The following is a 19,413-nucleotide window of genomic DNA, read 5'->3' as shown; positions in this document are numbered from 1 at the left end:
TTTGCAAGATTCGTTAGAATCAAGCAACCTAAGTTCTTACTTTACGTTTGTTTCGTTATCTAGTTTTCAAGGAACAAGTAGTTGAAGGTAAATTCATCCTTCAAAACTGAACACGAGTGAGTAAGCGATTTTGTATCCGAAGATACTTGACTGGGTCTATCAGACCCGAGTCTCCATAGAAAGGAGGTGATCCAGCCGCACCTTCCGATACGGCTACCTTGTTACGACTTCACCCCAATCATCTACCCCACCTTCGGCGGCTGGCTCCCTTGCGGGTTACCCCACCGACTTCGGGTGTTGTAAACTCTCGTGGTGTGACGGGCGGTGTGTACAAGACCCGGGAACGTATTCACCGCGGCATGCTGATCCGCGATTACTAGCAATTCCGACTTCATGCAGGCGAGTTGCAGCCTGCAATCCGAACTGAGATCGGCTTATAAGGATTGGCTCCACCTCGCGGCTTCGCTTCCCGTTGTACCGACCATTGTAGTACGTGTGTAGCCCAGGTCATAAGGGGCATGATGATTTGACGTCATCCCCACCTTCCTCCGGTTTGTCACCGGCAGTCATCTTAGAGTGCCCACCCAAAGTGCTGGCAACTAAGATCAAGGGTTGCGCTCGTTGCGGGACTTAACCCAACATCTCACGACACGAGCTGACGACAACCATGCACCACCTGTCTTGGGTGCTCCGAAGAGGGGCACTATCTCTAGTGCTTACACCCAGATGTCAAGACCTGGTAAGGTTCTTCGCGTTGCTTCGAATTAAACCACATACTCCACTGCTTGTGCGGGTCCCCGTCAATTCCTTTGAGTTTCACTCTTGCGAGCGTACTCCCCAGGCGGCATACTTACTGTGTTAACTTCGGCACCGAGGAATCGAATCCCCAACACCTAGTATGCATCGTTTACGGCGTGGACTACCAGGGTATCTAATCCTGTTTGCTCCCCACGCTTTCGCGCCTCAGCGTCAGTTATAGGCCAGAAAGTCGCCTTCGCCACTGGTGTTCCTCCACATCTCTACGCATTTCACCGCTACACGTGGAATTCCACTTTCCTCTCCTACACTCAAGTCAACCAGTTTTGGATGCGAACCGGGGTTGAGCCCCGGGCTTAAACACCCAACTTAATTAACCGCCTGCGCGCGCTTTACGCCCAATAATTCCGGACAACGCTTGCCCCCTACGTATTACCGCGGCTGCTGGCACGTAGTTAGCCGGGGCTTTCTTCTCCTATACCGTCACACAAAAGGCAGTTACTCCTCTTGCTGTTCGTCTAGGGCAACAGAGCTTTACGATCCGAAAACCTTCATCACTCACGCGGCGTTGCTCCGTCAGACTTGCGTCCATTGCGGAAGATTCCCTACTGCTGCCTCCCGTAGGAGTCTGGGCCGTGTCTCAGTCCCAGTGTGGCCGTTCACCCTCTCAGGTCGGCTACGCATCGTCGCCTTGGTAGGCCGTTACCCTACCAACTAGCTAATGCGCCGCAGGCCCATCTATAAGCCACAGATTGCTCCGTGTTTCATAGTTCTCTCATGCGAGAAAACCAATTATCCGGTCTTAGCTATCGTTTCCGATAGTTATCCCGATCTTATAGGCAGGTTACCTACGTGTTACTCACCCGTCCGCCGCTAGCTTACCCCGAAGGGTAAACCCGCTCGACTTGCATGTATTAGGCACGCCGCCAGCGTTCGTCCTGAGCCAGGATCAAACTCTCCATAATAGTAAAACTATTTGAAAGCTTAATTGCTCATTTGCGTTGCTAGCGAGATTTTGCAATCTCTTTTTTGAACGATTTCTCGTTCGTGCTTACTCACTCGTTGTTCAGTTTTCAAAGATCAATTTCTTTCGTTCTCTGCCGTGTTACCGAAGCAGCGAGAAGTAATATACCATATTGAAATTTCATTTGCAAGCTTTTATTTTTATTTATCCATTCGTGAAGATGTTCAACACGTTCAGACTCATTAATAATAATCGATTGCCTTGCTTGTCCGTTTGGAACAAGAATCATAATATAGCACATACGATTTCGTAAAGCAACCTTTAATCATTATTTTATGAAGGAACCTTTCGAGGTGTCCGAACGTCTGACAACCGAAAGGTTCAGTATGACTATTTTATGAAAAGGTGTCCAAATCTATTTATCATTTTAACCTAATGCTTTTGAGCAATAAATCAAGGGGTTCCCTCTCTTCAGTTTCTCCGCGATGATCATGCTCCACAAGCTTATCCAACCGCGTTATTTGATGACCATAATCATACATAGCCGCAGCCACTACTGACAATCGCAGCATTCCTTTCGGCTGCTTATGATAACGGTCGATGAGTACTGTCATGAAGCGCTCGTTCTCTGCTTCCATTTCCAAACCCTCCGAGCAGTCATCCTTGAGCTTATCATCGAATTTCAACAGAACGTGCTCGTGGAACTTTATTAGCTTTTCCAAATGATCATCGAAATAGTCATCGATTGCCTCTGTACGGGACGTTTGAAAATAGTGCTCATCCACGGCTTCGAGAACCTCAAGCCCTTTGTACATCACGAGAAGCTTCTGCTTGTAAACAACGAGTTCACGAATGCGATTTAACCCGCTTCCCTTGATTTTCTTAATCTCTTCTTCCATGAGCCTGTACTTATCCGACAAAGACTTCAAGCTGCTGCGCAGGCTTTCTTTTTCCTCACGGAATACGGTCTCTTTCATTTCATTAGAGATAACCGTGCGAAGGAGGAGCGACATTTTGGCAAAAATAGTACGAATCTGTGCGGCGAATTGCTCTTTGGGCTTAGGTGGAAAGAAAAGGACATTCACTACGAATGCACAACCGATTCCAATCAAACTCAGCAGCAATCGATTGATGGCAAATTGCAACTCTCCTGAAGCCTCCATGACCGCTACAACGGTGACTAAGGTAAGACCGATCGTTTCCTCCATGCCCACTCTTAAACTTATGATGATAACAATAATACATACAATTCCAATAGCAATCACATTATTAGAAAAAAACATACCCGCAAGTAATGCCAATGCCGCGCCTAGAATATTCGTCTGCAGCTGCTCTAGGAAATAGCGCCAAGATCGGTAGATCGAAGGCTGCATAGCAAAAATTGCCGCTACTGCCGCAATAACAGGAGGAGAGAAATTGAGCCAAGCACTTATGTATAAGGCTAATGCTACAGCAATCCCCGTCTTCCACACGCGCGCACCGAAAACCATGAAACCCCACCTCATCCACAAAAATCATATTCAGTATTATCTTACACAGGTACGGATATGGATGCAAAGATGTGTTTTAGAGGGAACCACTGGGCAAGTTCCGCTTGAATGATACCTCCTTCGAGCAGCCATACTGTAAAGATAAATTCCAATGCTGCAGGAGGACCCCAATGATCAAACAAAAATGGCGAATTCCCTCTACGCAAGGGCTTGGTTTTATGCTGGAAAAAGGGCAAGTTGTCCGTATAACAGATGTAATGGGTGAGCAAATTGCCGACTTTGTTGCTTATCGTGCCGACGATACCAGTGTGCGTCTGGATCCAGGTGTTACTATGGATGTGCTGCGTACGATGAAGATAAAACCTGGAGATCTTCTCTATTCCAATACCTATAGCCCGCTACTCTCCGTTGTGGCTGATACCGTAGGGCAGCATGATTTCATTAACTCCCCCTGCCGCCCTGAAATGTATGAATTGCTATACGATAAACAAAACCATGCGAGCTGCTATCATAATTTGAATCAAGCTCTTGCTCAGTTCAACATTCCTATTCCGGATCAATACTATTCGTTGAACTTCTTTATGAACACGGTTATTCAGCCTTCTGGACAAATCAAGATAGAACGGCCGCTATCCAGAGCTGGCGACTATGTTGAGCTTCGTGCAGAGACGAACCTATTCGTGGCGGTATCTGCTTGTCCCTGTTCAGAAAGCGCCTGCAATGGATATGTTTGCACACCTATTGATGTGGAAATTAGAAACTAGAGACATTCACCCATTTTTCACCCATCGCATAGTATGCTCCGAATGGATGAGGGAGGGTGTTGACATGGTTAAATTAGTCTCCAAAGACTGGCTTGAGGATCATCAAGCGGATCTGCCGGAATGGCAGCAGGATGCTTTTCACAAATTTGGTCAAATGATTAATGATCCAGACCAGATGTACCCTTGCATACCCGGGCGTCTTGGTTATATCTCTAATAGTCTTCGTTTCGGATTTGCTGCAGATCCTACATCTGAAGAAGCCATCAATAATGTCGCAAAGCTCTTGCAGCAATACGGAGATTGTTCGCGTGAAACGGGTAAATATGCTTCTCTAGTCATTTTTTTTAATACACCTGACGAACTAGCCAACGGCTTTTCTATAGATATGTATGAACAACTGTTTTGGTCTATTTTAAGCCGGGTAAGCGCTATAGATCAGGCCCCATGGCCTTCCCATATTTCGTCTGATCCTTCCCATCCTTCTTGGGAGTTCTGTTTTGACGGGCATCCGTATTTCGCTTTTTGCGGGACTCCTGCGCATGAGATTCGGAAGAGCCGACGGACTCCATGTTTCCTCATCACATTCCAGCCCCGGTGGGTGTTCGAAGAAATCAACGATTCGACCCCTTTTGGCCGTAATATGAAAAAGTTGATTCGTCAGAAGTTAGTCGAGTACGATGGTGTTCCCGCGCATCCCTCTTTGAAATGGTACGGCCAATCCGATAATCTAGAGTGGGAGCAGTATTTTTTGCGTGATGATGAGAGTGTCGCTTCTCAATGCCCTTTCGCTTCAATGATAAAAAAAGTTTAAAGAGCAAAGAAAAACCAGCATGGGTTGATGAGACCGATGCTGGTTTATGTTCAATTTAGTGTACAGTTCCTGCCCTGTTATTGGGTGGCATTTGCGGCATTCCTTGTGCCGGAACGAAGCTGTTAAGCATTTTTTGCATATCTGAAGCTTCGAGTTGTGGAACTTGGTAGTAGGCATTTCTATTTTGATACAAGAAAATCTCATAGGCCATTTCTATAAAGTTCTGTACTTGAGAAGCCATAACACGACGTACGGCAGGGTTGGTCACTTCAACGGAAGTCATCGTTAATAGCGCAGCATGGGATTTCACAAGGCCTAGCATATGCGCGCTAATGCCTGCATCCTTCACATCAGCCAGAGATTGATTCGGCTTTTTGGGCTGTGTAGGCTTGATCCCGTAGATCGGCTGCGATAGATTTCGGATCATATACGTCTGCGTTTCTTGACTAGGTTTCTGCCCTGTTGAAAAGCACTCTGCCGTTATATTGTAATGGAATAGCGTAAAGTTGTACTGGCGATCCAAAATATCCAGAAGTTCGTTATCTTGGACGAATTGTCGGAAGATCATAAACTGGTCTAGCACATTGATCGTAGAGGCTAACACCTCGTGCAAATCAAAAAGCTCATGCCCCCCATGATTCATGTTCGGCATGCCTTGTGTCATATTGTTATTAGGCGTTTGCTGCTGCATCTCGAAGTCTCCTTTTATGAATGGAATAGTGACTTCGATAATATGAGTTATGTTGAGCGATTTTATTCATTTTGCAGGTAAATACCCCCGGCAGGATGCCGAGGGTTAGATATTTATGAGCTGCAGCCGCTAAGCTTTAGATTTGTCGCCATTGCTGCTGCTCGCGGCTTTGGCAGCTTTGGCTGCTGCTAATAGGCCTTTACTTTTATAAGGTTTTGGGGCACTCTTTGCTCTATTCGCACTAGCTTGCCATCGGTTCCAGCCCTTACTGTCTGTCCCTCTGCCGGTTCCGCCTTTCCCCTTCGCTTTACTCATGTATTCACTCTCAACAACGACGCCCACGTGGTTTCAAGCCATTGATCGAAGTCAGGCCCTTTATCGCCTTCATAAGTATCATATACGTCACTTCTGGTCTTCTGTAACTTCTCTTTAAACTCTTCAAACGTATGGCCTTCCGGCAAGCTCTTCTTAATGCGCACAAAAACTTTACCTGCACCTTTAATCAAGTCGCCTTTTTTCCTTGGCGGCAGCTGAACATCCTCACCAAATGCCCGGAGTTTGCGGTAAGCAGCTTCTTGAATGGGATAAACAGCATCGCTGCTCATCATACGCGCTAGTATGTTAATGGTTTGTTGGTCGTTATACTGGCCTAATGCTTCAACGGCTTCTAGACGTTCTCTCCAGTTGGAAGTACGATTGGCCGATTTTTTTAGTTCCTCAAAATTGGGAGGTATTTCGTTTTTTAATTCGATGGTCAAATGATTCAAGCTCCTTCTGTCTGCTGTTATTAGATTGATGTTACACTTTTTTGATGTGTAGCGCCAACTTTTTAGTGATTATATTTAAAATCGGTGCATCAAAGTACCATTTATACAGGATTTTATAACTTTTATCATATTATACGGGTATCTCTTTTTATCAACGATTTCAATAACCTCGTTTTTGAGGTGAATGAGATGTCCGATTTTTTAAGACTCGTTGGCGAGCGTTTAAGAATGGTTAGAAAGTTAAAGGGCTTAACACAAGATCAGTTGGCTGAAAAAACAGGCAAGGATAGTATGAGTAAATCTCACATTTCGGATATAGAAAGAGGGCAAAGAAATATTTCACTTCTTACGTTGGAAATTCTAATGAATGCCTTAGAAATCGATCCCAGCGAGTTGTTCAATTTTCAGAAGCTTGATGGTGAAGGAATTCATGAGAAAAAGCTGATCCTTGATATTCACAAAAGTATGCTCATGGAGAGAGGGCTTGATGAGGTTAAGTATGTCGTTCGGACAACGAATGATTTCCTGGATACTATAGATGCCAAGGAGTCTGGTAGGAAGAATAGGAAGAGTTAGGGTTTCGTGTTGATACACAACAATCCAAAAAATACAAAAAATAACAAAGTCAAGTGAATAGGTGAAGGTATTTGCACTTTGATAGAGAAATTGTATCATGCAATTAATCTGTCATTCGAGGAGCACTATACATGTCTTTCAATTCTAAGTGCAGTCTACTCAAATTGGTGATGCCGATAGCCTTATTTTTAACTGTCATTTCGGTTTCCGTTCCTAACGCACAAGCTGATGAGATGGCAAATGGTTGGAAAGATATTGTCGCCGGAGGTACATTTAGCTTAGGCGTTAAGGCAGACGGAACAGTCTGGTCTTGGGGCGAAAGTAATCGAAACGGCGTTTTTGGTAATGGAGAAAAAGGGGAACAAGCAAACAATTCTAAAGTACCTGTTCAGGTGAAGGGGCTAAACAATGTTAAAGCAATAGGTGCTGGTTCTATGCATGCACTAGCAGTTAAAAAGGATGGAACTGTCTGGACATGGGGCGATAATACCGATGGGCAAATCGGTGATGGTACGGAAACGAAACGAGAAAATGGGTCCGGCAAAGTAGGGATAGATAACAATAAAGGTGAACCCACTCAAGTTCAAGGATTATCGCATGTAGTAGCGGTATGGGGAGCATGGGCAAGAAGCTACGCCATTAAAGATGACGGCACGCTTTGGGCTTGGGGAGGACTCTATTATAAAAAATCTGACGGCACAATTGGAAATTATATAACTCCTGTACAATTAAGATTTGAAAACGTTGCTAGTATCTCTACTGGATACGGTGATAACTTGATAGTCTTGAAGAAAGATGGTACCATTTGGACGCTTGACCAAGGCAAAGTTGTACAGATTGAAGGTTTGAGCGATATTACAGCTGTTGCTGCCGCGGGAGCCGATTCCTATGCCCTAAAGAAAGACAACACCGTTTGGACGTTCGGCTCCAACGGGCGTGGTAAAATTGCCGGGGATGATACATCTAAGAAATCGGCCCCTAAAAAAGTAGAGGGTATCCAAGATGTTATTGATATCAAGGCAACAGGTGGTGGTCCTCTATACTTAAAAAAGGATCGTACGGTCTGGACTAGTGGTAAAAATACAGGCGGCCAGCTTGGAATCGGATCCTATGAGAACAGCGATGTTCCTGTACAGGTCAAAAATCTGATTAAAATTGAAAAGATCGCCGCTCATGGCACAGGGTTAAGGTCTATGGCTCTTAGGGAAGATGGAACTCTTTGGTCCTGGGGCAACGGCTTTACCGGAGACGGGACTCAGTGGTATAGAACGGAGCCAGTATGGATCAAAAGCAATAATGTGGAGCCTGTACCTCCAATCGATCTAATTAGCGTAAAGGTAGACGGATCAACGTTAACCTTCGAAGAGCAACCAACCATTATCAACGGAAGCACACTTGTACCTTTACGCAAAATTTTTGAAACCCTTGGGGCAGAAGTGAAATGGGATAACACCACCTCCACTATTACAGCTACCAAAGGGAATGATGTCATTACCCTAACCGTCGGTAAAGAGACAGCTACTATTAACACAAAAACCATTGCTTTGGAAGCACCTGCAACAATTTTAAATGGTAACATGCTCGTCCCTGTTCGTTTTATCGCGGAGTCCCTGGGTACTAAGGTAGAATGGGATCCTGAGACAACTACAGTGAAAATAACGAACAAATAATGATAGAGGCCATCCTCCTTATCTGGGGATGGCCTCTATTGCTTTTCCATTTTTATTATTGGTAAGAAGTAAAATCAAGCAAGCGATCTTGTTGAATTCTGTCCTTTTCTTTTGCCGTCAACACCGTAATAAAGACCTCTTCATCCATGTCAATTTCAGCGAACTGATAACCGGTGTTCTTCATCATTTCATTCAGGTCTTTTAGAATTTCAGTATCTAGATAATCATACATATACTTGGGATGTATCGTTTTCTTTTGTCCATTTAACATAAAGCTGACCGTTATTGGCCCCTCTTCGGTATCCCATGTTTCAACAATGTCAGATGGCAGAAACGAGCCGCGAGAGATAGCACTCCATTGTTTCAATGTTTCTACATAGAAGTTCTTATCCTTAGAGATAAAATCTGCTTCTGTGTACTCTAACCAAACTCGATCTTTATCCTGTTGTAGTACATAAAGATCTGCGAGCGCATCGTAGTACGCTTTTCCTGAATCAAACGGATCCCAATTCTTGGTTGCAAATCCTTTGTAGAACTCGAGAAACTTGTCATCAAACTGCTGATTTGTCAGAGTCTTGTCTTTTTGAAAGAAGCCCGCTTCCCTGTAGTAATGAGCAGCGTCTAGTAACCGCTCTTTCGGAGACAAGGCACTAAACTTTTCCTGATTTAACTGTGAAGTAGTTTTAATCTCTTGAAACGTGTTGACGATGTTTTGGTACTCTTCATTGACCTTGGAATACACCAAATCCCCTGTAAGCACAATGAGTCTAAAATAATTGTACTTCCCTTTAATGAGCGTCTGGACAACGGTGTAGTTGACTCCATTTTTCCCATTAACGGAATAAGAGAATTGGCTAGCTTCCAATCCGTTAATCTTCATTAAACGATCTGGACCATACTCCTTAATGTTTTGCGATTCCAGAGATTTTTTGATTAACTTATCATAATCCCCTAGTGATTTGATTGGCGATTGGGCATACGGCGTGTCTGTTATAGATAATATCACATTGTTTCCATTGACGATGAATATTTGAGAGAGTTCTATAGTAGGTGTTTTATTAAGCCACTGTCCACTTACTGTAATTTGGGACTTCCCATCAGGACTTATTACGTTATGAACGGGCATGAGGTAAATGGTCTTGCTCGAACTCTCCCAAGTTACATCATATTTGGATGCTTCTCCAACAAAACGTAAAGGAACGAAAATACTACCTTCGACATTCATAGGTACTGCCGGTAAAACATAGGGAGACCCATTCAAGTTAGCATTCAAATTATCTACTTGCAGGGTAATACGCAAACTTTCTTTCTCAGCTTCAATGGTTTTTGCCTCGTTATCCCAACGGATGGTAAAACCCAGCTTTTCAAATAGTGGTCTAAATTGTACTAGTGTCGTTCCAGCCTCTACTATTGGCGAATGATCAAATAAAACTCTCTCCTCATTGACCATAACAGTAATATCAGATGTGCTGTCCGACTTGTTAGGAGCCTTATTCACGGTTATACCTGATTGTTTAAGCTGCTGGAGCATGAACTTCGACTTCTCATTCAACTTATCCTCTTCTATAAATAACGTACGTAACGCCTTCATAGAGTTAATTGGTGTAATATCTGAAACAGGATTGTTGGTAACATCAAGCCACTTAATTGGCAACTTAGATAGCGAAGCAATATCTTGTATTTGATTTTTGCTGGCAAGAAGATCAGTGAGCCCCGTTAATCGAGATAAACAACTAATATCTTTAATTTGGTTATTACTTATGAGCAGCTGTTGTATTTTTGTCATATTGGAGATCGGGCAAATATTTTGGATTTGATTACCATCCAAAGCCAAAAACTCTAATTGATACAGATTTCGAAGAGGACTGATATCCGTGATCTCCTGGTTGGGTAAAAATAATTTTGTAAGATTAGAAGCCCGCTCCAATCCTTTCAAACTCTTAATCTTCTCTTTTCCTTTTGGATATAGAGAAGTTAATTTCTCTAAATTATCTAAATTTAGCGTCTGATCAGCTTCCAGCTTCAACTCATTTCTGATTTCCTTCTCTAAAATAGGATCTTCGATCTTAACATCGGAGTTAGCTGAATAAGATTGTGCAGGAAATAATAATGTTACTAAAATCAAACAAAAAGCGATGGAGCAAGCTTGAAATCTCATAAGTTTAATGTTCCTTTTCAATTATTTTTGTAAAAACCTTTTATTCCAATAAATGGATTGACTACATTAATTATAGTAAAAGAGATTCTGGCTGTATACTATATTTTACAATTATTCAAGGGAGCTAGCTCATGAATGTTGAAGACCTACAAAACAAAACAACGACCAGCTCACACTAATGCGAACTGACCGCTGTCTCATTTGCTATTCATTCTATCAGCCTCAATTTACGACAACACCCCTACAGTACTTGCATACAACTGCATCAATTGCAATTTCCTCGTTACAATAAGCGCACGACTTATGTGTTTGCAAATCAGTCACCGGAACCACCTTGCGCTTCTTCACGTTCATGAAAATCAATAAACCAACCACAACCACAATAACGGCCAACAACCAATAAATCATACCGAAACACCTCCTAGTTGATAAACAACTTCTGATGATTCCGTATAAGTATATTCGCTCATTCTTGTCCATTTGTCTTAGTTGTGAACAAGATTATAAACCATTTACATCCTTATGGTCCGTTGCTGTAATGACGTCATACTCGAGTGCTTATGCATATAGAGTAAAATCATGCACACCCTCACTTTCGTGTTGTTCTAAAGTACTTTTACTCGATGCATCATCCATAAATTTTAAACATAAACTAATAATAAAGCGCTTCCAAAACCATTGTCGTGGAGAATTTGTAGGAGACATTTATTAATAGGGAGTTGATGTCCATGTTCAACCCAAAAGAATGGACCAAACAACTGAAATACATTCAAGGCGTTGTAAGAACTATCTACATCAACGAACACACTGGACTACCAAAACTAAGTTGTACCTTCACCAAAGAGCAGCAGAAAGCCTTAGAACGTGAAGACAGAAAGTTATCACTCTCGTAATTAGAATAAGAACTTCAAATTTGAAAAAGAAAGAGGACCCCTTCCGGAGTCCTCTTAACTCTACCCTAGTACTTAACTACAATAATTATTAATCTAGATGAATACCAAAATGCTCTTGCAAGGCCGCTTTATACTGTTCTTCTGTCTCAGGAGTGAAAGTCCTTACCCCGTCGGATGTGAAGATACGAAACTCCCGGCCAGCCAGTGTTTTCCGTCCCTCCAGGGTGCGCATGGCTACCATTGGACTCTTGGTAAAAATCGAATCCGGGGCGTTCTCACACCAGAAGGTCGCAAAGATATAATCCTTCGGCAGCTGAGGCTCCTCCGTAAACGAGTAAATGCGGTTCCATTCCTTGTTCTTCTGCTCACAAAGCATCCAACCATAATAGGCATCGCGCTCGAGTCGATAACTCTCTTCTCCTTGATGCTGTTCAAGACCTTCTATCCATGCGATCGGCCTGCGAGGGACGATCCCGCCTACTCCGACATCGCACAAAAAAGCTGTGCCTTCTGCCTCTACCCTCAGGACGTGATGACGTCGTTTCGGTGGCGAATTCGGCTCATCGCGCCAAAATCGAGCGACCAAGTCAGTGACCGAATAACCAAGTTCCCGCAGTAGCCAGCCGAATAAAGCATTCAACTCGAAGCAGTACCCTCCGCGCCCGCGCACGACAATCTTCTGATATACATCCTGAGGATCCAACGATAAAGCTATGCGGTTCATAATGTCCAAATTTTCGTACGGAACCGTGTGCAGATGACACTCCTGCAGGTCGGCCAGTGTTTTTGCGCTGCCATCGAGCGAACCTTCAAAACCGATACGTTCCAGATAGGTCTGAATCTGACTATTTTTACTGAACATTTCGAACAACTCCATCCTTTGAGAGTCTCCCCGATTGCTATAGTTTATTTCTTTTTTCATTGATAGACAAGGTCGTGAGATTTAACAACAATATACGTTTAAAAATACCATCATTACCCTATTTCTGCCTTATATTCCGTTTAACTCTTCATAAAAAGCTTACAAAACGACAACGGTTTTCGAGCGACATTTTAGTTCTAATCCGTTAATCTATGAAAAAAGATTCATAGGAGGTTAACTTATGATTCAAAACTTAGAGTTATGTTTAACGGGATTGTTAATTATCTCCATCATGTTTCATCTTTTTATAGATATAGTCAAAAAGAATAAAATCATTAACTATCCAATTCAAGAAGAGGAATCCATCAAAGTTGTTTACCCACAGTACATCGACTGCAGCCGAAATATTAATCTTTCACTTGTTCCCAAAGAATATCTCTTTACGGATGGGCAGCTCAGTGAGATTCATTAATTAAAGGAGGCCATACTGTGTCAGACAAGGTAAACAGTGATGAAGTGTTGATGATGCTGCTGTCCCCCACTAACAATAACGAAGAAAATGAGCCATCAGAGAAACCGAAGCTCACCATGAAATTACTATATGAGCTTATTAAAAAGCTTAAGCAAGAGAACATGCTGCTTTCCAAACGTGTAGACGAATTAGAACAGCAATTGGATTTGCTGCATCAGATTCGAGATGAGGTGGCCACCACCCTAGACCTGCCAATGATCGAGGAACCCGAAATAACAGTCGGGATGGAAGCTGAGCTCGTTTCCGGCCTCCCGCAAACCATCCTAACCTCCCGCGCCGAACGTCATCCTTCTAAAAAGAATAAAAAGAATACGTTCTTTTGGACCTATTTATTGTCCCACTTAACCAATTTCCACTTCAATTAGCTTGAACTGCGTAACATCGACAATACCTCGGTTTGAAATCCGAATTTCAGGAATGACGGGTAATGCAATTAATGAGAATGTCATAAACGGGGCGTTCAATGGACAGCCAATTTGTTTCCACGCTTTTTCGAGCTCTGCAACCTCTTTAACGACCTCAAGCAATGATTTATCTGACATGAGGCCTCCGATGGTCATTGGTACTTGAGCCACCACTTTACCGTTCTCTACAACGATCATGCCGCCTCCCATTTTGACAAGCTCATTAGCTGCGAAAGCCATATCCTGCTCATTGATCCCCATAACAATTAGATTGTGACTGTCATGCGCCACTGTAGAGGCTACCGCACCTGCCTTCAATTGAAAGCCATGCGTAAAACCAAGTGAAATTTGACCCGTTCCACGGTGTCGTTCGATACAGGCTAAACTGATAATATCTTGCTCCGTATCTGGTTGAATGAACCCCTGCTCAACACCTAGAGCTGCAGTCATTTTCTCTGTTCTTGCACTGTTTTCAATAATGCGGATGACATTGACCTTCGTCTTATCCTGATGACTGCGACTTACAAGCTTGAAATCCTCTGCCGTAAGCTCCCGCTTAACGTTCATGGAATTACGAATGTGCTCAGGATAGACGAAATCCGGGAAAGCAACCGTAAGTTTGCCATTATCATAAACAACTTGGCCATCGGTAATGACAGTCGAAGGCTCGACCTTCTGTAAATCATCCAGCAATAAAATGTCAGCACATTTACCGGGAGTAATGCTGCCCAAATCTTTTTCCATTTTAAAATAGCGCGCCACATTAATCGTTACCATTTGGATCGCTGTTACTGGATCGACTCCCTCTTCGATCGCGCGGCGCACGACATGATTGAGATGCCCCTTCTCCACTAAAGTTTGCGGATTTACATCATCTGTGACAAGGGAAATATTGGCCGTGTTGACCTTATCCTCGGTTACCACCTTAATAACCTCTTTGACATCATGCCAGGCCGAACCTTCACGAATCATAAGGTGCATGCCCATGCGGACTTTATGAAGACCTTGTTCCCGAGTTACGGTTTCATGATCAGATGTTACACCGGATGCTATATAAGCCTGCAGCATACGATCATCATCACTTGGAAAATGTCCTGTGACGGTTTTACCACTTTTGATCGTTTCTTCAATCTCCCCGCACATTTTCGGATCGCCATAAATGACTCCAGGGAAATTCATGACTTCGCCCAGTCCGACCACGTTGTCCCACTGCAGTCCCTCTTTAATATCGGTCACTTCTAAGCTTGCACCTGCATCTTCCAAGTCCGTAGTCGCTGGTACGCAGGATGGGAAAGTCGTGAAAACTTTGAGCGGCAGCTGCTGCCCCTCTTCGTGCATCAGCCTTACACCTTCTGTTCCAAACACATTGGCAATTTCATGAGGGTCCATAAAAATCCCCGTTGTTCCTTTGGCTAATGCCGCTTTGGCGAACTCGGTAACGGAAAGCATCGTGCTTTCAACATGCATATGACCATCTAAAAATCCCGGAGACATATACTTCCCTGTGGCATCGATAACGACCGTTTGAGCCCCAATGGTGTGGTCTGCGTTCCCAACATACGCTATTCTCCCAGCCGCAACAGCAACATCAATACGCTCAAGTAATTCACCAGAATACACATTGACGAGTGTTCCATTCTTAATAACTACATCGGCAAAAGCTTCGCCTATTGCAACCTTAGCTAGTGTTCTGCTAACATCAATAAGCTTATTTCTCTTATACAGCGTACTTTTATTTTGAGTTCTTTTATTTTGAGTCATGGGTTCTGTACTCCTTTATGTAATTAAATTTTAATGACCTACTCCGATTAGGTGACAAGCGTCACATCCGCCTGATCATCGATTCATATTAAATTTACCATGAAAATGGTTTTTCTCAAGGTGCTTACGTTCAAACGAAAAAAGACCACCCGAAGGTGATCTTTTTCTTTAAAGCGGGCGGCGGGAATCGAACCCGCGCGATCAGCTTGGAAGGCTGAAGTTCTACCATTAAACTACGCCCGCGCGTCTATCGGGACGACACGATTTGAACATGCGACCCCCTGCTCCCAAAGCAGGTGCTCTACCAAGCTGAGCTACGTCCCGATAAGGTTATAACATATAAAAAAATGGCGCGCCCTGAGAGATTCGAACTCCCGACCTTTTGATTCGTAGTCAAATACTCTATCCAGCTGAGCTAAGGGCGCTTAATAAGATGGAGCGGAAGACGGGGATCGAACCCGCGACCCTCGCCTTGGCAAGGCGATGCTCTACCGCTGAGCCACTTCCGCATGGGTACCTCAGGAGTATGAATGCTACTGAGGATTGAATGCGCGTAGAGGGACTTGAACCCCCACGGTCACCCGCTAGATCCTAAGTCTAGTGCGTCTGCCAATTCCGCCATACGCGCATGCTGTAAATAAGGCAGTGAGTCATGTAGGATTCGAACCTACGACACCCTGATTAAAAGTCAGGTGCTCTACCAACTGAGCTAATGACTCATGTAATTTATTGGGGCCCCCGGAAAGTAATTGGAATTCGCTTTAGAGCTTACCTTCACTTTATGGGGTGTAGTACTGGGGATCAAGGATTTGAACCTTGGCATGACGGAGTCAAAGTCCGTTGCCTTACCGCTTGGCTAATCCCCAACGTAATTGGAAATGGAGGCTGATGGATTCGAACCACCGAACTCGAAGAGAGCAGATTTACAGTCTGCCGTGTTTAGCCACTTCACTAAGCCTCCACATATACAGCCTTACCGGACCCCGAAAAAGTAATAGCCGTTGCTACAAAACTTTGCTTCACTTTTTTGGGAATTGTGGTGCCGTCGAGAGGACTTGAACCCCCAACCTACTGATTACAAGTCAGTTGCTCTACCAGTTGAGCTACAACGGCATATATTTAAGTTATGGGGTCCCCGAAAAGTAATCGGAATTTACTCCAAAGCTTAACGTCACTTTTTGGGGTATTATGGCGGAGCTGACGGGATTCGAACCCGCGATCTCCTGCGTGACAGGCAGGCATGTTAGGCCACTACACCACAGCTCCATACTAGTTAAAATAACTCTGAGTAAGAGTTTGGTTGCGGGGGCAGGATTTGAACCTGCGGCCTTCGGGTTATGAGCCCGACGAGCTACCGGGCTGCTCCACCCCGCGTCATTGAAAGCATAATTTCTTTATGGGCCCCGAAAAAGTAATCGGCGTTGCTACAAAGCTTCACTTCACTTTTTTGGGTAGTATGGTGGAGGCTGACGGGATCGAACCGCCGACCCTCTGCTTGTAAGGCAGATGCTCTCCCAGCTGAGCTAAGCCTCCATGGGATAAAACTAGAAAATTGATGGTGACCCGTAGGGGACTCGAACCCCTGTTACCTCCGTGAAAGGGAGGTGTCTTAACCACTTGACCAACGGGCCAAACTTAAAAATTATCGACGGAGAGAGAGGGATTCGAACCCTCGCACCACTTACGCAGTCTAACCCCTTAGCAGAGGGTCCCCTTATAGCCACTTGGGTATCTCTCCATTATCTAGTAGCGGCAGAGGGGCTCGAACCCCCGACCTTACGGGTATGAACCGTACGCTCTAGCCAGCTGAGCTACGCCGCCATAAATGTCTTTCATTTATTTAAAGAAACGGAGAAGGAGGGATTCGAACCCTCGAGACGCTTGTGACGCCTACACGATTTCCAATCGTGCTCCTTCGGCCGCTCGGACACTTCTCCATATATATTATGGGGTCCCCAAAAAGTAATCGGAATATGCTACGAAGCATCACTTCACTTTTTGGGGGTTTGACTCCCCGAACAGGACTCGAACCTGTGACAACTCGATTAACAGTCGAGTGCTCTACCAACTGAGCTATCAGGGAATATGGTGGAGCCAAGCGGGATCGAACCGCTGACCTCCTGCTTGCAAGGCAGGCGCTCTCCCAGCTGAGCTATGGCCCCATAAAAGAAATTAATTGGTGGGCCCTAGTGGACTCGAACCACCGACCTCACCCTTATCAGGGGTGCGCTCTAACCAGCTGAGCTAAGGGCCCTAATGAGTAAAACAGTCTACAGGGTGGTAAAAAAAATACCCACTAGGGGTATTCTGCTTGGCAACGTTCTACTCTCCCAGAACCCTGCGGTTCAAGTACCATCGACGCTGGAGGGCTTAACGGTCGTGTTCGAGATGGGAACGCGTGGGTCCCCTCCGCCATCATCACCAAACAGTCAAAGCGTGTTTGCGCCTTGAAAACTAGATACGAAACTTGCGTAAAGGTTTGAATTGCTTAGGTTTTCTGGGCCCCAATCAAGTATTCGGAATTCGCTACAAAGCTTATCTTCACTTGGTTGGGAATTGGTTAAGCCCTCGACCGATTAGTATTCGTCAGCTGCATGCATTGCTGCACTTCCACCTCGAACCTATCAACCTCGTCGTCTACAAGGGGTCTTACATACTGGGAAATCTCATCTTGAGGGGGGCTTCGCGCTTAGATGCTTTCAGCGCTTATCCCCTCCGTACATAGCTACCCAGCGATGCCTCTGGCGAGACAACTGGTACACCAGCGGTACGTCCATCCCGGTCCTCTCGTACTAAGGACAGCTCCTCTCAAATTTCCTACGCCCGCGACAGATAGGGACCGAACTGTCTCACGACGTTCTGAACCCAGCTCGCGTACCGCTTTAATGGGCGAACAGCCCAACCCTTGGGACCTACTTCAGCCCCAGGATGCGATGAGCCGACATCGAGGTGCCAAACCTCCCCGTCGATGTGGACTCTTGGGGGAGATAAGCCTGTTATCCCCAGGGTAGCTTTTATCCGTTGAGCGATGGCCCTTCCATTCGGTACCACCGGATCACTAAGTCCGACTTTCGTCCCTGCTCGACTTGTAGGTCTCGCAGTCAAGCTCCCTTATGCCTTTGCACTCTGCGAATGATTTCCAACCATTCTGAGGGAACCTTTAAACGCCTCCGTTACATTTTAGGAGGCGACCGCCCCAGTCAAACTGCCCACCTGACACTGTCCCCATACCGGATCACGGTACCAGGTTAGAACTCCGATACGATCAGGGTGGTATCCCAACGGCGCCTCCACCCAAACTGGCGCTCAGGCTTCAAAGGCTCCCACCTATCCTGTACAGATCGTACCAAAGTCCAATATCAAGCTGCAGTAAAGCTCCATGGGGTCTTTCCGTCTTGTCGCGGGTAACCTGCATCTTCACAGGTATTAAAATTTCACCGGATCTCTCGTTGAGACAGCGCCCAAGTCGTTACGCCATTCGTGCGGGTCAGAATTTACCTGACAAGGAATTTCGCTACCTTAGGACCGTTATAGTTACGGCCGCCGTTTACTGGGGCTTCAATTCATAGCTTCGGGTTGCCCCTAACCACTCCTCTTAACCTTCCAGCACCGGGCAGGCGTCAGCCCGTATACTTCGCCTTGCGGCTTCGCACAGACCTGTGTTTTTGCTAAACAGTCGCTTGGGCCTTTTCACTGCGGCCCCCTCGGGCTATTCACCCTACCGAGGCACCCCTTCTCCCGAAGTTACGGGGTCATTTTGCCGAGTTCCTTAACGAGAGTTCTTCCGCGCGCCTTAGAATTCTCTTCTCACCCACCTGTGTCGGTTTGCGGTACGGGCACCTTCGCCTGGCTAGAAGCTTTTCTTGGCAGTGTGAACTCATGACCTTCGGTACTTAAAGTTTCCCTCCCCATCACAGCCCAGCCTTACGATGTGCGGATTTGCCTACACATCAGCCTCACTGCTTGGACGAGCATCCATCAGCTCGCGTCACTATCCTTCTGCGTCACTCCATCGCTCATAACGGCTACGGTGGTACAGGAATTTCCACCTGTTGTCCATCGACTACGCCTTTCGGCCTCGCCTTAGGTCCCGACTTACCCTGAGCGGACGAGCCTTCCTCAGGAACCCTTAGGTTTTCGGCGGATCAGATTCTCACTGATCTTTTCGTTACTTATACCGGCATTCTCACTTGTATGCGCTCCACCTGTCCTTACGGTCAGAATTCAACGTACATACAACGCTCCCCTACCCATGCACATAGTGCAAGCCATAGCTTCGGTGGCGTGTTTAGCCCCGTTACATTTTCGGCGCAG

Annotated in this window: 14 protein-coding genes, 19 tRNA genes and 3 rRNA genes (1 of these 36 cut by a window edge); 6 read left to right on the top strand and 30 right to left on the bottom strand. The window is 45.2% G+C overall.

The genetic code is table 11. The features are described from left to right. Positions 1-179 precede the first annotated feature (179 nt). Together ACBP55_RS04130 and ACBP55_RS04125 are read right to left on the bottom strand one after the other, a co-directional pair. A 16S ribosomal RNA gene (locus ACBP55_RS04130) occupies positions 180-1,721 on the bottom strand. A gap of 421 nt (positions 1,722-2,142) precedes the next feature. After that, complete coding sequence (locus ACBP55_RS04125; protein WP_464649948.1) at positions 2,143-3,210, bottom strand: FUSC family protein; 1,068 nt, start codon at positions 3,208-3,210, stop codon at positions 2,143-2,145. A 170-nt stretch (positions 3,211-3,380) separates the two neighbouring features. On the opposite strand from ACBP55_RS04125, the gene ACBP55_RS04120 reads away from it, so the two are divergent. Then, positions 3,381-3,974 carry a DUF1989 domain-containing protein gene (locus ACBP55_RS04120; protein ID WP_464649946.1) on the top strand — a complete coding sequence of 198 codons (594 nt, stop codon included), beginning with the start codon at positions 3,381-3,383 and terminating at the stop codon, positions 3,972-3,974. 64 nt (positions 3,975-4,038) lie between these two features. Beyond that, positions 4,039-4,785, top strand: a complete 747-nt coding sequence (locus ACBP55_RS04115; protein ID WP_464649945.1) for a YqcI/YcgG family protein — start codon at positions 4,039-4,041, stop codon at positions 4,783-4,785. A 55-nt stretch (positions 4,786-4,840) separates the two neighbouring features. Here ACBP55_RS04115 and ACBP55_RS04110 read toward each other — a convergent pair whose 3' ends face one another. From ACBP55_RS04110 to ACBP55_RS04100, 3 genes are all read right to left on the bottom strand, one after another. After that, positions 4,841-5,476: a spore coat protein gene (locus ACBP55_RS04110; RefSeq protein WP_173194027.1), complete on the bottom strand. Its 636-nt coding sequence runs from the start codon at positions 5,474-5,476 to the stop codon at positions 4,841-4,843. A 129-nt stretch (positions 5,477-5,605) separates the two neighbouring features. Next, on the bottom strand, positions 5,606-5,791 hold the full coding sequence (locus ACBP55_RS04105) for a DUF3934 family protein (RefSeq protein ID WP_464649942.1): 186 nt from the start codon (positions 5,789-5,791) through the stop codon (positions 5,606-5,608). Then, on the bottom strand, positions 5,788-6,234 hold the full coding sequence (locus ACBP55_RS04100; RefSeq protein ID WP_409372032.1) for a HEAT repeat domain-containing protein: 447 nt from the start codon (positions 6,232-6,234) through the stop codon (positions 5,788-5,790). Before ACBP55_RS04100 ends, ACBP55_RS04105 begins: the two co-directional genes overlap by 4 nt. Positions 6,235-6,432: 198 nt before the next feature. Between ACBP55_RS04100 and ACBP55_RS04095 the strand changes: the two genes are divergently transcribed. Together ACBP55_RS04095 and ACBP55_RS04090 are read left to right on the top strand one after the other, a co-directional pair. Then, a complete protein-coding gene (locus ACBP55_RS04095) occupies positions 6,433-6,819 on the top strand; it encodes a helix-turn-helix domain-containing protein (protein ID WP_464649940.1) in 387 nt (128 codons plus the stop codon). 131 nt (positions 6,820-6,950) lie between these two features. Next, positions 6,951-8,489 carry a stalk domain-containing protein gene (locus ACBP55_RS04090; RefSeq protein WP_464649938.1) on the top strand — a complete coding sequence of 513 codons (1,539 nt, stop codon included), beginning with the start codon at positions 6,951-6,953 and terminating at the stop codon, positions 8,487-8,489. 55 nt (positions 8,490-8,544) lie between these two features. Here ACBP55_RS04090 and ACBP55_RS04085 read toward each other — a convergent pair whose 3' ends face one another. The 3 genes from ACBP55_RS04085 to ACBP55_RS04075 all read right to left on the bottom strand — a co-directional run bounded on the left by ACBP55_RS04085 (position 8,545) and on the right by ACBP55_RS04075 (position 12,417). Then, positions 8,545-10,647: a stalk domain-containing protein gene (locus ACBP55_RS04085; protein WP_464649936.1), complete on the bottom strand. Its 2,103-nt coding sequence runs from the start codon at positions 10,645-10,647 to the stop codon at positions 8,545-8,547. A gap of 222 nt (positions 10,648-10,869) precedes the next feature. Then, positions 10,870-11,055 carry a hypothetical protein gene (locus tag ACBP55_RS04080; RefSeq protein ID WP_464649934.1) on the bottom strand — a complete coding sequence of 62 codons (186 nt, stop codon included), beginning with the start codon at positions 11,053-11,055 and terminating at the stop codon, positions 10,870-10,872. 573 nt (positions 11,056-11,628) lie between these two features. Further along, the gene (locus ACBP55_RS04075) at positions 11,629-12,417 is read right to left on the bottom strand and encodes an arylamine N-acetyltransferase family protein (RefSeq protein ID WP_464649932.1); all 789 of its coding nucleotides are present in this window, start codon (positions 12,415-12,417) and stop codon (positions 11,629-11,631) included. A gap of 226 nt (positions 12,418-12,643) precedes the next feature. Between ACBP55_RS04075 and ACBP55_RS04070 the strand changes: the two genes are divergently transcribed. Both ACBP55_RS04070 and ACBP55_RS04065 read left to right on the top strand, forming a co-directional pair. Then, complete coding sequence (locus ACBP55_RS04070) at positions 12,644-12,874, top strand: hypothetical protein (RefSeq protein WP_464649930.1); 231 nt, start codon at positions 12,644-12,646, stop codon at positions 12,872-12,874. Positions 12,875-12,891: 17 nt separating this feature from the next. Further along, the gene (locus ACBP55_RS04065; protein ID WP_464649928.1) at positions 12,892-13,299 is read left to right on the top strand and encodes a hypothetical protein; all 408 of its coding nucleotides are present in this window, start codon (positions 12,892-12,894) and stop codon (positions 13,297-13,299) included. Here ACBP55_RS04065 and ade read toward each other — a convergent pair. The 22 genes from ade to ACBP55_RS03955 form a co-directional block, all read right to left on the bottom strand. Continuing rightward, positions 13,276-15,099: an adenine deaminase gene (gene ade / locus ACBP55_RS04060; RefSeq protein ID WP_464649926.1), complete on the bottom strand. Its 1,824-nt coding sequence runs from the start codon at positions 15,097-15,099 to the stop codon at positions 13,276-13,278. The two genes, ACBP55_RS04065 and ade, sit on opposite strands and share 24 nt — an antisense overlap. 172 nt (positions 15,100-15,271) lie before the next feature. Then, positions 15,272-15,342 (bottom strand) — tRNA-Gly (locus ACBP55_RS04055). Positions 15,343-15,349: 7 nt separating this feature from the next. Continuing rightward, positions 15,350-15,423 (bottom strand) — tRNA-Pro (locus ACBP55_RS04050). Between the two features lie 24 nt (positions 15,424-15,447). Then, positions 15,448-15,524, bottom strand: a tRNA-Arg gene (locus tag ACBP55_RS04045). Positions 15,525-15,533: 9 nt separating this feature from the next. After that, positions 15,534-15,608, bottom strand: a tRNA-Gly gene (locus ACBP55_RS04040). A gap of 39 nt (positions 15,609-15,647) precedes the next feature. After that, positions 15,648-15,727, bottom strand: a tRNA-Leu gene (locus ACBP55_RS04035). An 18-nt stretch (positions 15,728-15,745) separates the two neighbouring features. Beyond that, positions 15,746-15,818 (bottom strand) — tRNA-Lys (locus tag ACBP55_RS04030). A gap of 75 nt (positions 15,819-15,893) precedes the next feature. Continuing rightward, positions 15,894-15,965 (bottom strand) — tRNA-Gln (locus tag ACBP55_RS04025). Positions 15,966-15,978: 13 nt separating this feature from the next. Beyond that, positions 15,979-16,060: transfer RNA gene (locus ACBP55_RS04020), tRNA-Tyr, on the bottom strand. A 76-nt stretch (positions 16,061-16,136) separates the two neighbouring features. Further along, a tRNA-Thr gene (locus tag ACBP55_RS04015) sits at positions 16,137-16,212 on the bottom strand. A 76-nt stretch (positions 16,213-16,288) separates the two neighbouring features. Further along, positions 16,289-16,365, bottom strand: a tRNA-Asp gene (locus tag ACBP55_RS04010). Positions 16,366-16,396: 31 nt separating this feature from the next. Beyond that, positions 16,397-16,473: transfer RNA gene (locus ACBP55_RS04005), tRNA-Met, on the bottom strand. An 83-nt stretch (positions 16,474-16,556) separates the two neighbouring features. Then, positions 16,557-16,632, bottom strand: a tRNA-Val gene (locus ACBP55_RS04000). Positions 16,633-16,655: 23 nt separating this feature from the next. Beyond that, positions 16,656-16,730: transfer RNA gene (locus tag ACBP55_RS03995), tRNA-Glu, on the bottom strand. Positions 16,731-16,748: 18 nt separating this feature from the next. Continuing rightward, a tRNA-Ser gene (locus tag ACBP55_RS03990) sits at positions 16,749-16,837 on the bottom strand. A 9-nt stretch (positions 16,838-16,846) separates the two neighbouring features. Then, positions 16,847-16,920: transfer RNA gene (locus ACBP55_RS03985), tRNA-Met, on the bottom strand. Positions 16,921-16,948: 28 nt separating this feature from the next. Beyond that, a tRNA-Ser gene (locus ACBP55_RS03980) sits at positions 16,949-17,036 on the bottom strand. Between the two features lie 73 nt (positions 17,037-17,109). Next, positions 17,110-17,182, bottom strand: a tRNA-Asn gene (locus ACBP55_RS03975). Positions 17,183-17,185: 3 nt separating this feature from the next. After that, positions 17,186-17,261 (bottom strand) — tRNA-Ala (locus tag ACBP55_RS03970). A 15-nt stretch (positions 17,262-17,276) separates the two neighbouring features. Beyond that, a tRNA-Ile gene (locus ACBP55_RS03965) sits at positions 17,277-17,353 on the bottom strand. 55 nt (positions 17,354-17,408) lie between these two features. Further along, positions 17,409-17,525 (bottom strand): 5S ribosomal RNA (gene rrf, locus ACBP55_RS03960). 130 nt (positions 17,526-17,655) lie between these two features. Next, positions 17,656-19,413 (bottom strand): 23S ribosomal RNA (locus ACBP55_RS03955) (it continues 1,157 nt past the right edge of the window).

This window comes from Paenibacillus sp. WG02 (assembly GCF_055396115.1).
The sequence above is the reverse complement of the archived record's forward strand: the minus strand, read 5'-3'. Positions and strand labels throughout refer to the sequence as shown.

Excerpts from the sequence above, each read along its gene's own strand:
- ACBP55_RS04085 (WP_464649936.1), bottom strand. The coding sequence starts at position 10,647 with ATGAGATTTCAAGCTTGCTCCATCGCTTTTTGTTTGATTTTAGTAACA.
- ACBP55_RS04095 (WP_464649940.1), top strand. The coding sequence starts at position 6,433 with ATGTCCGATTTTTTAAGACTCGTTGGCGAGCGTTTAAGAATGGTTAGA.
- ACBP55_RS04120 (WP_464649946.1), top strand. The coding sequence starts at position 3,381 with ATGATCAAACAAAAATGGCGAATTCCCTCTACGCAAGGGCTTGGTTTT.
- ade (WP_464649926.1), bottom strand. The coding sequence starts at position 15,099 with ATGACTCAAAATAAAAGAACTCAAAATAAAAGTACGCTGTATAAGAGA.
- ACBP55_RS04090 (WP_464649938.1), top strand. The coding sequence starts at position 6,951 with ATGTCTTTCAATTCTAAGTGCAGTCTACTCAAATTGGTGATGCCGATA.
- ACBP55_RS04075 (WP_464649932.1), bottom strand. The coding sequence starts at position 12,417 with ATGGAGTTGTTCGAAATGTTCAGTAAAAATAGTCAGATTCAGACCTAT.
- ACBP55_RS04105 (WP_464649942.1), bottom strand. The coding sequence starts at position 5,791 with ATGAGTAAAGCGAAGGGGAAAGGCGGAACCGGCAGAGGGACAGACAGT.
- ACBP55_RS04110 (WP_173194027.1), bottom strand. The coding sequence starts at position 5,476 with ATGCAGCAGCAAACGCCTAATAACAATATGACACAAGGCATGCCGAAC.
- ACBP55_RS04070 (WP_464649930.1), top strand. The coding sequence starts at position 12,644 with ATGATTCAAAACTTAGAGTTATGTTTAACGGGATTGTTAATTATCTCC.
- ACBP55_RS04125 (WP_464649948.1), bottom strand. The coding sequence starts at position 3,210 with ATGGTTTTCGGTGCGCGCGTGTGGAAGACGGGGATTGCTGTAGCATTA.
- ACBP55_RS04115 (WP_464649945.1), top strand. The coding sequence starts at position 4,039 with ATGGTTAAATTAGTCTCCAAAGACTGGCTTGAGGATCATCAAGCGGAT.
- ACBP55_RS04080 (WP_464649934.1), bottom strand. The coding sequence starts at position 11,055 with ATGATTTATTGGTTGTTGGCCGTTATTGTGGTTGTGGTTGGTTTATTG.